This is a genomic window from Kitasatospora sp. NPDC054768 (assembly GCF_053612025.1).
The window spans coordinates 1-14,553 of sequence record NZ_JBSHBN010000094.1; the positions used below are offsets into that span (position 1 = coordinate 1).

A 14,553-nucleotide genomic window follows, 5' to 3' on the forward strand; every position below is an offset into this window, starting at 1 on the left:
GCTTCCGGGAGGGAAGCGGCGGGCCGCCGGCGGAACCGTGCGGGGCGGGCTCAGATGAGGCCCAGCTCCTGGACCGCGTCGCGCTCCTCGGTCAGCTCCTTGACCGAGGCGTCGATGCGGGCGCGCGAGAAGTCGGAGATCTCCAGGCCCTGGACGATCTCGAACTTGCCGTCCTTGGTGGTGACGGGGAAGGAGGAGATCAGGCCCTCCGGAACGCCGTAGGAGCCGTCGGAGACGACACCCATGGAGGTCCAGTCGCCCTCGGCGGTGCCGTTGACCCAGGTGTGGACGTGGTCGATGGCGGCGTTGGCGGCCGAGGCGGCCGAGGAGGCGCCGCGGGCGTCGATGATGGCGGCACCGCGCTTGGCGACGGTCGGGATGAACTCGCCCTCCAGCCAGGCCAGGTCGCTGCCGACGGCCTCGAAGGCCGGCTTGCCGGCGATCTCGGCCTGGAAGATGTCCGGGTACTGGGTCGCGGAGTGGTTGCCCCAGATGGTGACGCGCTTGATGTCGGAGACCAGGGCGCCGGTCCTGGAGGACAGCTGGCCGACGGCGCGGTTGTGGTCCAGGCGGGTCATCGCGGTGAAGCGCTCGGCCGGGACGTCCGGGGCGTTGCGCTGGGCGATCAGGGCGTTGGTGTTGGCCGGGTTGCCGACGACCAGGACCTTGATGTCGTCCGCGGCGTTGTCGTTGATGGCCTTGCCCTGCGGGCCGAAGATGCCGCCGTTGGCCGACAGCAGGTCGCCGCGCTCCATGCCCGCGGTGCGCGGACGGGCGCCGACCAGCAGCGCGACGTTGGCGCCGTCGAAGGCCACGTTCGGCTGGTCCGTGATCGTGATGTCGCGCAGCAGCGGGAAGGCGCAGTCGACGAGCTCCATGGCGGTGCCCTCGGCGGCCTTGAGGCCCTGCGGGATCTCCAGGAGACGCAGGTTCACCGGCACGTCGGCACCGAGCAGGTGGCCCGAGGCGATGCGGAAGAGCAGCGCGTAGCCGATCTGGCCGGCTGCTCCGGTGATGGTGACGTTGACGGGGGTGCGGGTCATTTCTACCTTCTCCAGCAAATCGCCAGGCGCCCCAGGCACACCGGCACTGGAGCCAGGATGATCTCTCTCGACGTCGAGAGACCGGCGTCAGGTTATCGCAAAGGGAAGCGTATGCCCGGTGTCCCGGCGTGGCTGATGCGTCACAGAAGCAAGGCGGCCCCCGCCCGGGCCCTGGATTTCCACGGGACCGGGCGGGGGCCGTCGCAGGCCCTGCGGATCAGTGCCTGGGCCGGCCCATCAGCTGGCCGATGTTGTCGAGCAGCGGGATCTGCAGCCACGGGTTCGGCTGCGCCACCAGGGTCAGCAGCACGATCGAGATGCCCAGGAAGCTCAGCACGATCACGTCGGTGAAGCGGCTGCGCACCGCCAGCATCCCGACCTCGGGCAGCACCAGCCGCAGCACCGCGCCGAGCAGCACGCCGCAGCCGAGGATCAGCAGCCCGTACTTGAACCCGTCCTTGAAGTCGGCGAACCAGGTGACCGCGAGGCCGGCGCCGACGACCAGCAGGACCAGCGTGATCGGCCACTGCCGCACCGGCAGGGCGTGCTCGCGTCCGAGGGCCGCGGAGGCGCCCTCGGGCGGCAGGGTGCCGGTCGTCCTGACCGGCCTGCGGCGGGACCGTGCCGGTCGCGGTTCAGTCATGCTCGCCGTCCCTGGGGTGTCAGATGCCGGCGCGGCGCTCGGCCGCCTCGACGATGTTGTTGAGCAGCATCGCGCGGGTCATCGGGCCCACGCCGCCGGGGTTCGGGGAGATCCAGCCGGCCACCTCGGCCACACCCGGGTGCACGTCTCCGACGATCTTGCCCTCGCTGCGGCTGACGCCCACGTCCAGCACCGCCGCGCCCGGCTTGACGTCCTCCGGCTTGACCAGGTGCGGCACGCCGGCGGCGGCCACGATGATGTCGGCCTTGCGCAGGTGGGCGCCGAGGTCCCGGGTGCCGGTGTGGCACAGGGTGACGGTGGCGTTCTCGCTGCGGCGGGTCAGCAGCAGGCCGATCGAGCGGCCGACGGTGATGCCGCGGCCGACCACGACCACCTCGGCGCCGTTGATCTCGACGTCGTGGCGGCGCAGCAGCTCGACGATGCCGAGCGGGGTGCACGGCAGCGGGCCCTCGATGCCCAGGGCGAGCCGGCCGAGCGAGGTCGGGTGCAGGCCGTCGGCGTCCTTGTCCGGGTCCATCAGCTCCAGGACCGGGTTCTGGTCCAGGCCCTTGGGCAGCGGCAGCTGGACGATGTAGCCGGTGCAGGACGGGTCGGCGTTGAGCTCGCGGACGACGTTCTCGACGTCCTCCTGGGTGGCGGTGGCGGGCAGCTCGCGCTGGATCGAGGCGATGCCGACCTCGGCGCAGTCCTTGTGCTTGCCGTTCACGTACCAGCGGCTGCCCGGGTCGTCGCCGACCAGGACGGTGCCGAGGCCGGGCGTGACGCCCTTCGCCTTGAGGACCGCCACGCGGGCGGCGAGTTCGGACTTGATCGCGGCGGCGGTGGCCTTGCCATCGAGAATCTGGGCAGTCATGACCCCATTCTCCCGGATCGCCGGGGGTCTCCGTACCGAGGGCGTCCGACCGCTGCCGACACGCTCGCGGGCGCGGTCCCGGGCGCGGTCCCGGGCGCGGCTCCGGCCCGCTCCCGGGCCCGCTTCCGGGGTGGACGAACGGGTGAACGGACGGGTACGAAGGTCCGACGCACGTTGCGGTTGCGCCACAGTCTTGACGCGGCACGCGGAACCGGCTGGACAGGGCGCCGCCGTCCGGATGACGATAAGCGCGCATTCCCGCCGCGATACCGGCCCGGTGACGGGCCGACGGACCCCGCGGCGGGGCGTACCCGGGGGAAAGAGCCAGTGAGCCGACCACAGCAGAACGAGCAGTCCGACCGCGGGGGCACCGTTCCGCCCGCGCCGTACCCGTCGGCCGCCTCGCACCCCTGACGCTCACCACGCTGCGAGCCGCGGCGCCCGTCACCGCCGCCGGGCCGTTCCCCGCTCCGCCGACGTCCCCCTCGGCCGGTGACCCGACTCACCGACCGGGACCGTCGGCGTCCCGTCCCCGCGTCCCCGTAACTGCCCGGAGGCATCCATGACGTACCCGCCCGACCCGAACAACCCGTACGGCCAGCCGCCGGCCGCCCCGGGCTACGGCTACCCGCAGCAGGCCCCGCCGCAGGCCGCCCCGGGCTACGGCTACCCGCAGCAGGCCCCGGCCTACGGGTATGCGCCGATGGTCCCGCCGTCCATGCCGGGCCTGATGACCACGGCCCGGGTGCTGCTGTTCATCGTCGGCGGCGTCCAGACGCTCGCCGCGATCTCCTACGTGATCATCGGGGCGGCGGCCAAGGACGTCACCAACGCCGCCAGCCGGACCACCAGCGACGACAACCCGTTCACCGCGCTGGGCGACGCCGCCGCCGGTGTCCTGCTCGTCGTCGGCGTGCTGTTCGGGCTGTTCGCCGCGCTCTCCATCACGCTCGGCGTGAAGTTCGGCAAGGGCGGCAACGCCGTCCGCGTCACCACCATCGTGTACGGCTCGCTGGGTGCCCTGGTCGGCCTGCTGATCCTGCTCGGCGCCATCTCCGGCGGCACCGCGGTCGGCCTGGTGATGGCCCTGCTCTGGCTGGCGATCAGCATCATCTGGATCACCGCCATGTGCGTCCAGGACGGCGTCAACTGGTTCAACCGGCCGCGTTACTGACCGGCCCGCACGACCAGCGCAGAGCGGCCCGGCTCCCTCCTCGGAGGGGGCCGGGCCGCTCTGTCGTGCCGTCACACCGTCACGCCGCCGGCGGGGCCGGTGGAATCGGCGGGATCAGTGGAAGAAGTGCCGCGCGCCGGTGAAGTACATGGTCACGCCGGCCTCGGCGGCCGCCGCGACGACCTCCTCGTCCCGGATCGAGCCGCCGGGCTGGACGATCGCCCTGACACCGGCCGCGATCAGGATCGCCGGGCCGTCCGCGAACGGGAAGAAGGCATCCGAGGCCGCGTAGGCGCCCTTGGCGCGCTCGCCGGCCCGCTCGACCGCGAGCTTGCAGGAGTCCACCCGGTTGACCTGGCCCATGCCGACGCCGACCGAGGCGCCGTCCTTGGCCAGCAGGATCGCGTTGGACTTGACGGCCCGACAGGCGCGCCAGGCGAAGGCCAGCTCGGCCAGCTCGTCGGCGGCCAGCGCCTCACCGCTGGCGAGGGTCCAGTTCGCCGGGTCGTCGCCCTCGGCGTGCACCCGGTCGGCGTCCTGGAGCAGCACGCCGCCGGAGACCGGGCGCACCTCCTGGCGGTTGGCCGGGGCCTCGGGGGCGAGCAGCACCCGCAGGTTCTTCTTGCGGGTGAGCACCTCCAGGGCGCCCTCCTCGTAGCCGGGGGCCACCACGACCTCGGTGAAGATCGGGGCGATCTGCTCGGCCAGCGCGACGGTGACCGGGCGGTTGACGGCGATCACGCCGCCGTACGCGGAGACCGGGTCGCACTCGTGCGCCTTGCGGTGCGCCTCGGCGACGTCGGCGCCGGTCCCGATGCCGCACGGGTTGGCGTGCTTGATGATCGCGACGGCCGGCTCGGCGTGGTCGTAGGCGGCGCGGCGGGCGGCGTCGGTGTCGACGTAGTTGTTGTACGACATCTCCTTGCCGTGCAACTGCTGCGCGCCGGCCAGGCCTCCCGTGCCGTCGCTGTAGAGCGCGGCGCCCTGGTGCGGGTTCTCGCCGTAGCGCAGCACGTTCTGCCGCTCCCAGGTCGAGCCGAGGAACTCGGGGAAGCGCTCGTCGCTGGGCGCGTAGCCGTCCTCGAACCAGGAGGCGACGGCCACGTCGTAGGCGGCGGTGTGGGCGAACGCGGCACCGGCCAGGCGCTTGCGGGTGGCCAGGTCGAAGCCGCCCTCCTGCGCCGCCTTCAGCACGTCGCCGTAGCGGGCCGGGTCGACCACCACGGCCACCGAGGGGTGGTTCTTGGCGGCGGCGCGGACCATGCTCGGGCCGCCGATGTCGATCTGCTCGACGCACTCGTCCGGGGTGGCGCCGGAGGCGACGGTGGCCTTGAACGGGTAGAGGTTCACCACGACCAGGTCGAAGGGCTCGACGCCGAGCTCGGCCAGCTGGGCGCGGTGCGACTCCAGCCGCAGGTCGGCCAGCACGCCGGCGTGCACCCGGGGGTGCAGCGTCTTCACGCGCCCGTCCAGGCACTCCGGGAAGCCGGTCAGCTCGGAGACCTCGGTCACCGGGACACCGGCGGCGGCGATCCGGCCGGCGGTGGAGCCGGTGGAGACGATGGCGACCCCGGCGGCGTGCAGGCCCTGGGCCAGCTCCTCCAGACCGGTCTTGTCGTACACGCTGATCAGCGCGCGACGGATCGGACGGACGTTCTCCGAAACGGGCGTGGTGGAGCTGGCACTCATGCCGGAATCCATACCTTTCGGTCCTCGATGCGGTGACCTTCGCGGGCCAGCCGGCCCACGACGTCGACGAGCAACTGGCGCTCGACAGTCTTGATGCGCTCGTGCAGCGCTTCGCCGCCATCGGCGTGGTCGGCGTCGACGACCTCGACGACGCCCTGCGCGATGATCGGCCCGGTGTCCACGCCGGAGTCGACCAGGTGGACGGTGCAGCCGGTGACCTTCACGCCGTACGCGAGCGCGTCGGTGACGCCGTGGGCGCCGGGGAAGGAGGGCAGCAGTGCGGGGTGGGTGTTGACGGTCCGCCCGGCGAAGGCGGCGATGAACTCGGGGCCGAGGATCTTCATGAAACCGGCCGTGACCACCAGGTCCGGCTGGTACTCGGCGACGGAGGCGGTCAGCGCGCGGTCCCAGGCGGCCCGGTCCGGGTGGTCCTTCACCCGGTGGACGAAGGTCGGCAGGCCCGCCTTCCCGGCGCGCTCCAGGCCCGCGATCCCGTCCCGGTCCGCGCCGACGGCGAGGATCTCGGCGCCGTAGGCCGGGTCGGCGACGGCGTCGATCAGCGCCTGCAGGTTGGTGCCGGAGCCGGAGACCAGCACCACCAGGCGGGCCGGTCCGGGCGTACGGGGCGGGAAGTGCTGGGCGGGGGCGGCGGCCACTGCGCGTCTCTCCGTAGGTCGGGCGCCGTCCGCTGGTACGTCCACCGGTGGTGGGGCCACTACGAACGGCAGGTCGAGCGAGGGGGAACTCCAGGGAAATCCGCCGCGACGCGGGCCCCGGGGAACCTCTGTGGGCTGCTGACCGTCACCACGATAACGGCTGGTCGGAGGGCCTCCGCACCCTCCCGGCGGCGCTACGCGCGTAGTTGAGACGGGGATCTCCTCCGGCCCACCGCACCGGCCCCGGCGTCCCCGCCCGCCCCGCGGCACCGGGCCGCCGATGGCCCGACGGACGACTGCGGGATCATTGGGGGCGCGGGAGACCGCTCCGACGCGAGAACCTCCGAACGAGCCCCGACCGAGAAGGAATGGCTGAACCCATGAGCAGCGGCGACGACACCGGCGAGCGCAACCCCTTCGCGCCGCCGCCGGCGGATGCCCCGGACCAGCCGTGGCAGCCGCGCAGCCCCTGGGCCGGCGGGGGTCACGGCTCCGACGGCCAAGCGGGCCCCACCGGACAGGGCGGCCCCGCCGGACAGGGCGGCTCCGACGGCAGGGGCGGCTCCGACGGCAGGGGCGGCGAGCGTCCGCAGCTGCCGCCGCAATGGGGCCCCGGCGACGGCCGCACCGGCCAGCGACCGCCGTCCCCGCAGCCGCCCCGGCTCGACCTCGCCGATCCGGCCCACCGCAAGGCCCGCAACGCGGCGCTGGCCGGGCCGTTCGCCCTGGTCTGCCTGTTCGCGGGATTCCACTGGATCGCCCTGCTGATCGGGGCGCTCGGCGTCGTCTGGGGCGTCGGCGCGCTGCGGACCCGGCGGCCCGCCCCGGCCGCCACCGTCGCCGGGCCGGCCGGGCCGCTCCCCGCGGCCCCCGCCCCGAACCCGCTCACCCCGGCGGCGCTCGCCGGCATCCTGACCGGTGCGATGACCATCGTGGTCGCGACCTCGGTGATCGGCCTCGGGTACCACTACCGCGACTACGTCACCTGCGTCCAGGACTCGCTGACCAGCGTCGGCGCCCAGAACTGCGACCGGTACGCGCCGCAGTGGTACGTGGACTTCACCGGGAACACCGAGTAGCCGGACCTCCGGGTCCGCCCGGCCGCCCCGGCCCCGGTCAGTCGTCGAGGCCCGCTCAGTCGTCGAGGCCCGCGCGGTCGTCCGGGTCCCGCCCGTCGGGGCCCGGTCCGCCGGCGGCGGGCCCGGCACCCGGCTCCGAAAGCCGCAGCACGAGGGCGTACGTACGGGCGCGCAGCCCCAGCACACCCCGGCGGGCCTGGCGCGCGAGCCGGGCGTACACGCCCACACCGTCCGCCGGGCCCAGCATCCGGTACCGGACCAGCAACGCGCCCGGGACGGCGACCAGCGCGATCCAGCCCGCCGCCGCCGGACCCGTCCACGGCAGCGGCCCCACCCACGCCAGCCGCTCCCCCGCCAGCGCCCCGCCGGAGAGCCGGCCCAGCACCGCCGCCCCGGCCCCGACCCACAGCGCCGCCGCCAGCGCGGCCACCGCCGTCGCGGCCGGCGTCCAGGGCTCGGGCCGCTCCCCGGCCCCCGCCCCGGAGACCGGCAGCCGCCGGCCCGCCGCCGCACGGCCCAGCAGCACCGCCGGCACCACCCCGGCCAGCAGCGGCAGGACCGACGCCGCGAGCCGCCAGCCGCCCGGCCCGTCCGCCGGCAGCAGGGCGAACAGCGGGAACTCGGGCACCGGGCCCAGCACCGCACCGGTCGGCGACACCACCGTCCCGGCGCCGAGCGCGAAGCCCGGCCCCAGCGCGTACGCCGCACCCCACAGCACCGCGTTCGGCAGCAGCGCCAGCGCGAGCAGCACCAGCCCCAGCAGCGCGACGGGCCCGCCGCCGAGCAGCGCCATCCCGCGCCCACCGCCCGCCACCGCGTCCAGCACCGCCGAGAACACCACCAGCAGACCGCCCGCCGCGACCAGCCCGGCCCCGGCCGCCAGCGCCGCGGCCCGTACCACCGGCGCACCGTCGACCGGGCGGTACGGCGGCGGGAGGCGGTGCAGCGGGGAGTCGACAGGCACGTCGAGGACGGCCACCGAGCGGGCCCCCGCGGCCGTCGCCAGGCCCGCCACCAGCGCCACCACCAGCACGTCCGGCAGCACCCGGCTGCGGAACGGCCCGGTGGCCGCGCAGTGCAGCGCCACCGCGAAGGCCACCGCGCAGTACCCCGCCCACACCGCCACCGGACCGCCCCAGCGCGGGCGCGGCCCGCGCCGCGCGGCCACCCTGGCGGCCGCCCGGTAGAGCCGGACCACGGCCAGGGCGCCGAGCAGCAGCGGAGTGACCGTCAGCGGGGCGTCCGCCGGCCCGCGCAGCAGCGGCGCTCCGTGCCCCAGCAGCCAGAGCGCCCCCGCCAACCGGGTGACAACGCCCGCGTCGTCGTCCGCGTACGGCGTCGCCACCCAGAGCCCGAGCACCGGCGCCCCGACCACCGCCAGGCCGACCAACGCCGTCCGCACACCCGCCAACAGGTCGGCCAGCGCGGGGCGTCCGCCCAATTCACCGGGCGACTCCAGGATCGGACGGCCCATCAGCTGCGTCATGGGCCACATGGTGCCAAGGCGACTCGCCATGCTCCGTGAAGCGCCAAACCGCCGCCGTGTCCCAGATTATTGGCTTATGCGCATTTTCAGACCTTGCCCCCAAGCCGCCGGCGCCCCGGCCCGGAGCGTCTGATGGCCACGCCACCCACCGCCGACTCCCCCACTCCGGAGCGCCACCGCAGGCCCGCCCACGCCGAGACCGACCCGGGCCGCCTGCTGCGGACGCTGACCCCCCGTGAGGCCCAGACCCTGGCCCACCTCGCCGCCGGCCACGACCTCCCCCGCACCGCCGCCACCCTCGGGGTCACCCCCACCACCGCCCGCAGCTACCTCCAGCGCGCGATGCGCAAGCTCGGCACCCGCACCGCGGCGGAGGCACTCGCCCTGCTGGCCGGCACACCGCCGCGCCCCCAGGACCCCGGCCCGACCGGACACCCGGCGAACTTCGCCGGCCTCGACCCGGCCGACCCGGGGCCGGCCCCGGGTGCCGGGCTCCCACCGGCCGAACCGGTCCTCCTCCGGCCGGTCCCGGGCTCCTCCGCCCCGGCCGCCCCCGGTTCCGTGGTCGGGGCCGACCGCCCGCGGGCCGACACGGCAACGGACGGGGAGGCGACCGGGAAGCGGAGCCGTACCCGAGCCGGGAAACCCGCTCCGGGACCCTCGGGCGGCACCCGGCGGACGGCCCCGGCCGGGCAGCCGCGGCAGGCCGCCGACGGGCCGCCGGCCGCCGAGGGGAGCGCCGCCCCCGGGCGCGCGCAGGAGCCACGCACGCCCGGGGGCCGGCCAGGAGCCGCCGCCCTCCAGGCACCTCCGGCCGCGGCGGCGGACGACGGGCGGCGTCAGCCGTCCGACACCGGCCACCCGCCGACGGCCCCCGGGGATCCCGACCGGCACGGCGGCACTCCCGGCACTCCCGGCGCCGGGCCGACCTGGCAGGCGAGCGCTCCGACCACGGACGCGGCCGGTGGAGGCGGGTCCGAGGAGGCCCCCGCCGGGCCGGCCGCCGGCCACGGCGACACGCCGCACCGCACCCCGGCCGCCCCCGAAGCGGACTCCGGGCCGGACGCCGAACGGCCACCGGCCGCCGAACCCGACCGGGCGCGGACGGCACGGCCGGAGCCGCAGGAGCCTGCCGCCGCCAGTCCCGGCCGGGCGGCGCTGGCCGCCGCCGCTCCCTCGGGCGCGGACGACGACCTCGACGCCGAGCCCCCGGCGATGGGCTTCGACGAGCTCTACGAGACCGCGCACACCCGGCTGGTGCAGCAGGTGTTCCTGCTGACCGCCTGCCGGCACCGGGCGGTGCACTGCGTGCGGCGGGCGTTCGGCGAGGCCCGGCGGTGCTGGGCCACGGCCGCCGGTTCGGGGAACCCGGAGGGCTGGGTCCGGGCGCGCGCCTGCGAGCTGGCGCTGTCCCCGTGGCACCGGGGCGGCCCCCGGCGGGCGCACGCGTGGGGGCTGCCGCACCGGCGGATCAAGGTGCGGCCGGCCGACGAGACCCAGGCGGTGCTGCCGGACCACGACCGGCTGACCGACCGGGACCGGGCGCTGCTGAAGGCGCTCAAGCGGCTGTCCCGCCCCCAGCGCCGGGCGCTGGTGCTGCACGACGGGCTGGGGCTGCCGGCCGTGGCGGTCGCGGTGGAGGTGGAGTCCACCCGGGCGGCGGCCGAGGGGCGGGTGTGGGCCGCCCGGGCGGCCCTGGCCGCGTGGGTGCCGGACCTGGTCGGGCCGGACCCGGCGGCGCCGGGCTTCGCGGACGGGCTGTGCGGGCTGCTCCACCGGGCGGCGGTGCGCGGCTGCCCGGAGCCGCACCGGACGCCGGTGCCGGTGCTGCGGGCCCGGTACCGGCTCCGGACGGCGAGCCGGACGGGCGCGGCGGCGCTGCTGACGGTCGCGGTGGGCGGGGCGACGCTGGCGACCCTGGCGGGGGTGCGCCCGGCGGAGCTGTTCAGGCCGACCACCCCGCCGACGCCCACGCTCTGCCTGGCCGCCACCGCGGCGCAGGCGGCGGAGCCGGCCGTGCCGCTGCTGCCCGACGGGGCGCCGAACGGCATCACCAGCATCTGGTGCAGCCCGGCGCCCGGGTTGGAGGCCGTCCTGGTGGATCCGCAGCCCCAGGCGGTCGCGCGCTGGGAGCTGCCGCCGGCCGCCCGGGGCGCCGCTCCGCCGCCGCAGGGCCCGGCGGCCTGCCGGCCGTGGTCGCCGCTGCCCTGCACCACGGGGCCGGGGCGGCACTGAGCCGCGAACGGCGAGCGCCCCCGCCCGGGAGGGCGGGGGCGCTCGTCACGCGCGGGGCGGGATCAGGCCTGGGCGGCGATGATCTCGCGGGCCAGGCGGGCGGTCTCGGACGGCGTCTTGCCGACCTTGACACCGGCGGCCTCCAGGGCCTCCTTCTTGGCCTGGGCGGTGCCCGAGGAGCCGGAGACGATGGCGCCGGCGTGGCCCATGGTCTTGCCCTCGGGGGCGGTGAAGCCCGCGACGTAGCCGACGACCGGCTTGGTGACGTGCTCGGCGATGTAGGCCGCGGCACGCTCCTCGGCGTCGCCACCGATCTCACCGATCATGACGATGATCTCGGTGTCCGGGTCCTCCTGGAAGGCCTTGAGGGCGTCGATGTGGGTGGTCCCGATGACCGGGTCACCGCCGATGCCCACGGCCGAGGAGAAGCCGATGTCGCGCAGCTCGTACATGAGCTGGTAGGTCAGGGTGCCCGACTTCGAGACCAGACCGATCTTGCCGGAGGTGGTGATGTCGGCCGGGATGATGCCGGCGTTCGACTGTCCGGGGCTGATCAGGCCGGGGCAGTTCGGGCCGATGATGCGGGTCTTGTTGCCCTTGGCACCGGCGTGCGCCCAGAAGGCGGCGGTGTCGTGCACCGGGACGCCCTCGGTGATGACGACGGCCAGGCCGATCTCGGCGTCGATGGCCTCGACGACGGCGGCCTTGGTGAAGGCCGGCGGCACGAAGAGGACGGAGACGTCGGCCCCGGTCTTCTCCATCGCCTCGGCGACGGAGCCGAAGACCGGGATCTCGGTGCCGTCGACGTCGACCGTGGTGCCGGCCTTGCGCGGGTTCACGCCGCCGACGATCCGGGTGCCGGAGGCGAGCATGCGGCGGGTGTGCTTCATGCCCTCGGCGCCGGTCATGCCCTGGACGATGACCTTGCTGTCCTTGGTAAGGAAGATAGCCATGGTGTTAAGTCCCCTTCCTTACTTGTTGGCCAGCTCGGCGGCGCGGTCAGCGGCGCCGTCCATGGTGTCCACGCGCTGGACCAGCGGGTGGTTGGCGTCGTCGAGGATCTTGCGACCCAGCTCCGCGTTGTTGCCGTCCAGACGGACGACCAGCGGCTTGGTGACGTTCTCGCCCTTGCCCTCCAGGAGCGCGAGGGCCTGCACGATGCCGTTGGCGACCGCGTCGCACGCGGTGATGCCGCCGAAGACGTTGACGAAGACCGACTTGACGTCGGGGTCGCCCAGGATGATCTCCAGGCCGTTCGCCATGACCTCGGCGGAGGCGCCGCCACCGATGTCGAGGAAGTTGGCGGGCTTGACGCCGCCGTGGTTCTCACCGGCGTACGCGACCACGTCGAGGGTGCTCATGACGAGGCCCGCGCCGTTGCCGATGATGCCGACCTGGCCGTCGAGCTTGACGTAGTTCAGGCCCTTGGCCTTGGCGGCGGCCTCCAGCGGGTTGGCCGCGGCCTTGTCCTCCAGGGCCTCGTGCTCGGGCTGGCGGAACTCGGCGTTCTCGTCCAGGGAGACCTTGCCGTCGAGCGCGATGATCTTGCCCTCACCGGACTTGATCAGCGGGTTGACCTCGACGAGGAGGGCGTCCTCCTTGATGAAGACGGTCCACAGCTTCTGCAGGACCTCGGCGACCTGGTCGGCGACCTCGGCCGGGAACTTCGCCGCGGCGACGATCTCGGCGGCCTTCTCCGGGGTGCAGCCCTCGTTGGCGTCGACCGGGATCTTGGCGAGCGCCTCGGGGTTCTGCTCGGCGACGACCTCGATCTCCACGCCGCCCTCGACGCTGGCCATGGCCAGGAAGGTGCGGTTGGTGCGGTCCAGCAGGAACGAGACGTAGTACTCGTCCTTGATGTCCGCGGTCTGGGCCAGCATCACCTTGTGAACGGTGTGGCCCTTGATGTCCATGCCGAGGATCTGCTCGGCCTTGGCGACGGCGTCCGCCGGGTCGGCGGCGAGCTTGACGCCGCCGGCCTTGCCTCGGCCACCCACCTTCACCTGAGCCTTGACGACGGCGCGGCCGCCGAAGCGCTCCGCGATGGCGGCAGCGTCTGCGGCGGTCTCGATGACATCGCCGTCAAGCACGGGCACGCCGTGCTTGGCGAAGAGGTCCCTCGCCTGGTACTCGAACAGGTCCACGTGTTTGTCCTTGTTCGTGGTCGCGGATTGTGTCTCTACGAGCGTGCCACGGCAGGATCTTCGCTGCGGGTCGTCGGGGCGGTGCGGGTACGCAGAGGTACGGCCTTGCGGCCCACACAGCCACGGGCGCTCACGTCAATCAACACGCGCGTCACGTCCGTCTGGCAGGTTATCCCCGCGGGACGGGACTGTTCCGCCCGGGGCCTGCCCGGCATGGGTGAGAACCGTCACAGAATGCCCAGGAGGGACGGGGTGGGCGGCCGGTCCACCGATCGGTCCGATTAGCGCGTTCGGGTGAATCCCTCACCCCCCTGGGCGGCCCCCTCGAACAGGCTCTGCGGGATCGGGCGCTTCTCGATCGCCGCCGCCATGATCTCCGGGAACGCGTCCGGGGTGCAGGCGAAGGCCGGCGCGCCGAGCGAGGCCAGGGCGGCGGCGTGCGCGTGGTCGTACGCCGGGGCCCCCTCGTCGGAGAGCGCGAGCAGGGCGATGAACTGGACGCCGGCCGCCTTCATCGCGGCGACCCGCTTGAGCATGCCGTCCCGGATGCCGCCCTCGTACAGGTCGCTGATCAGCACCACGACGGTCTCGGAGGGCCGGGTGATCTTCGACTGGCAGTAGGCCAGGGCGCGGTTGATGTCGGTGCCGCCGCCGAGCCGAGTGGCGAACAGGACGTCGACCGGGTCGGTGAGCTGTTCGGTGAGGTCGACCACCGAGGTGTCGAACACGACCAGCCGGGTGTCCAGGGTGCGCATCGAGGCGAGCACCGCGCCGAAGACCGCCGAGTGGACCACCGAGGGCGCCATCGAGCCGGACTGGTCGATGCAGAGGATGACGTCCTTCTTCACGGCGCGCTGGGCGCGGGCGTAGCCGACCAGCCGCTCGGGGACGACGGTGCCGTGCTCGGGCAGGTAGTTCTTCAGGTTGGCCCGGATGGTGCGGTCCCAGTCGATGTCGCGGTGGCGGGGACGGTTGACCTTGGCACTGCGGTCGAGGGCGCCGCCGAGCGTGGCCCGGGTGCGGTCGGCGAGCCGGCGCTCCAGGTCGGCGACCACCTTGCCGACCACCGCCCGGGCGCTCTCCCGGGTGGTCTCGGGCAGCGCGTGCTTGAGCGACAGCAGGGTGCCGACCAGGTGCACGTCCGGCTCGACGGCCTCCAGCATCTCCGGCTCCAGCAGCAGCCGGTCCAGGCCGAGCCGGGTGATCGCGTCCTGCTGCATCAGCTGCACCACGGTGGAGGGGAAGTACTCGCGGATGTCACCCAGCCAGCGGGCCACCTGCGGGGCCGAGCCGCCCAGCCCGGCACCGCGGCGGCCGGTGCGCCCGGCCCGGGCACCCTCCTCGGGGGCGCCGCGGTAGAGCGCGGCGAGGGCGCCGTCCATCGCGGCGTCGCGGCCGCGCAGGGCGCAGCCGGTGCCGTCGGCCTCGCCGCCGAGCACCAGCCGCCAGCGGCGCAGCCGTTCGTCGGTCGTGGGCGCTGCCATCTCGTCCTCCTTCAGCGGGTCCTGCGGTGGGGCAGGCGTTCGGTGC

Annotated in this window: 12 protein-coding genes; 3 read left to right on the forward strand and 9 right to left on the reverse strand. The window is 74.6% G+C overall.

The window, feature by feature from the left end; translation table 11 throughout:
* Positions 1–50 precede the first annotated feature (50 nt).
* The 3 genes from ACWGKU_RS25345 to ACWGKU_RS25355 form a co-directional block, all read right to left on the reverse strand.
* A complete protein-coding gene (locus ACWGKU_RS25345) occupies positions 51–1,043 on the reverse strand; it encodes a malate dehydrogenase (RefSeq protein ID WP_401043732.1) in 993 nt (330 codons plus the stop codon).
* Between the two features lie 217 nt (positions 1,044–1,260).
* Positions 1,261–1,686, reverse strand: coding sequence for a DUF3017 domain-containing protein (locus ACWGKU_RS25350; protein WP_359915192.1), 426 nt, complete (start codon positions 1,684–1,686; stop codon positions 1,261–1,263).
* A gap of 19 nt (positions 1,687–1,705) precedes the next feature.
* Positions 1,706–2,560 (reverse strand): bifunctional methylenetetrahydrofolate dehydrogenase/methenyltetrahydrofolate cyclohydrolase, encoded by an 855-nt coding sequence (locus ACWGKU_RS25355; protein WP_359915190.1) that lies wholly within the window; start codon positions 2,558–2,560, stop codon positions 1,706–1,708.
* 562 nt (positions 2,561–3,122) lie between these two features.
* Between ACWGKU_RS25355 and ACWGKU_RS25360 the strand changes: the two genes are divergently transcribed.
* Entirely contained in the window at positions 3,123–3,734 is a 612-nt protein-coding gene (locus ACWGKU_RS25360) for a hypothetical protein (RefSeq protein WP_359915188.1), read from the forward strand.
* A gap of 114 nt (positions 3,735–3,848) precedes the next feature.
* Here the strand turns inward: ACWGKU_RS25360 and purH are convergent, their stop codons facing one another.
* Both purH and purN read right to left on the reverse strand, forming a co-directional pair.
* Positions 3,849–5,423, reverse strand: coding sequence for a bifunctional phosphoribosylaminoimidazolecarboxamide formyltransferase/IMP cyclohydrolase (purH, locus tag ACWGKU_RS25365; protein ID WP_452179500.1), 1,575 nt, complete (start codon positions 5,421–5,423; stop codon positions 3,849–3,851).
* Positions 5,420–6,079, reverse strand: a complete 660-nt coding sequence (purN, locus tag ACWGKU_RS25370) for a phosphoribosylglycinamide formyltransferase (protein ID WP_359915185.1) — start codon at positions 6,077–6,079, stop codon at positions 5,420–5,422. The genes purH and purN overlap by 4 nt, the downstream gene beginning before the upstream one ends.
* Before the next feature lie 380 nt (positions 6,080–6,459).
* Between purN and ACWGKU_RS25375 the strand changes: the two genes are divergently transcribed.
* Positions 6,460–7,158 carry a hypothetical protein gene (locus ACWGKU_RS25375; protein ID WP_452179501.1) on the forward strand — a complete coding sequence of 233 codons (699 nt, stop codon included), beginning with the start codon at positions 6,460–6,462 and terminating at the stop codon, positions 7,156–7,158.
* Positions 7,159–7,213: 55 nt separating this feature from the next.
* On the opposite strand, the gene ACWGKU_RS25380 is transcribed toward ACWGKU_RS25375, so the two are convergent.
* Positions 7,214–8,644, reverse strand: a complete 1,431-nt coding sequence (locus ACWGKU_RS25380; RefSeq protein ID WP_452179502.1) for a cell division protein PerM — start codon at positions 8,642–8,644, stop codon at positions 7,214–7,216.
* Positions 8,645–8,776: 132 nt separating this feature from the next.
* On the opposite strand from ACWGKU_RS25380, the gene ACWGKU_RS25385 reads away from it, so the two are divergent.
* Complete coding sequence (locus tag ACWGKU_RS25385; protein ID WP_452179503.1) at positions 8,777–10,879, forward strand: LuxR C-terminal-related transcriptional regulator; 2,103 nt, start codon at positions 8,777–8,779, stop codon at positions 10,877–10,879.
* Between the two features lie 62 nt (positions 10,880–10,941).
* Here the strand turns inward: ACWGKU_RS25385 and sucD are convergent, their stop codons facing one another.
* The 3 genes from sucD to ACWGKU_RS25400 form a co-directional block, all read right to left on the reverse strand.
* Positions 10,942–11,832, reverse strand: a complete 891-nt coding sequence (sucD, locus tag ACWGKU_RS25390) for a succinate--CoA ligase subunit alpha (RefSeq protein ID WP_401053791.1) — start codon at positions 11,830–11,832, stop codon at positions 10,942–10,944.
* Positions 11,833–11,850: 18 nt separating this feature from the next.
* Positions 11,851–13,023 carry an ADP-forming succinate--CoA ligase subunit beta gene (gene sucC / locus ACWGKU_RS25395; protein ID WP_359911285.1) on the reverse strand — a complete coding sequence of 391 codons (1,173 nt, stop codon included), beginning with the start codon at positions 13,021–13,023 and terminating at the stop codon, positions 11,851–11,853.
* A gap of 281 nt (positions 13,024–13,304) precedes the next feature.
* Entirely contained in the window at positions 13,305–14,507 is a 1,203-nt protein-coding gene (locus ACWGKU_RS25400; RefSeq protein ID WP_452179504.1) for a VWA domain-containing protein, read from the reverse strand.
* Between the last annotated feature and the right edge of the window lie 46 nt (positions 14,508–14,553).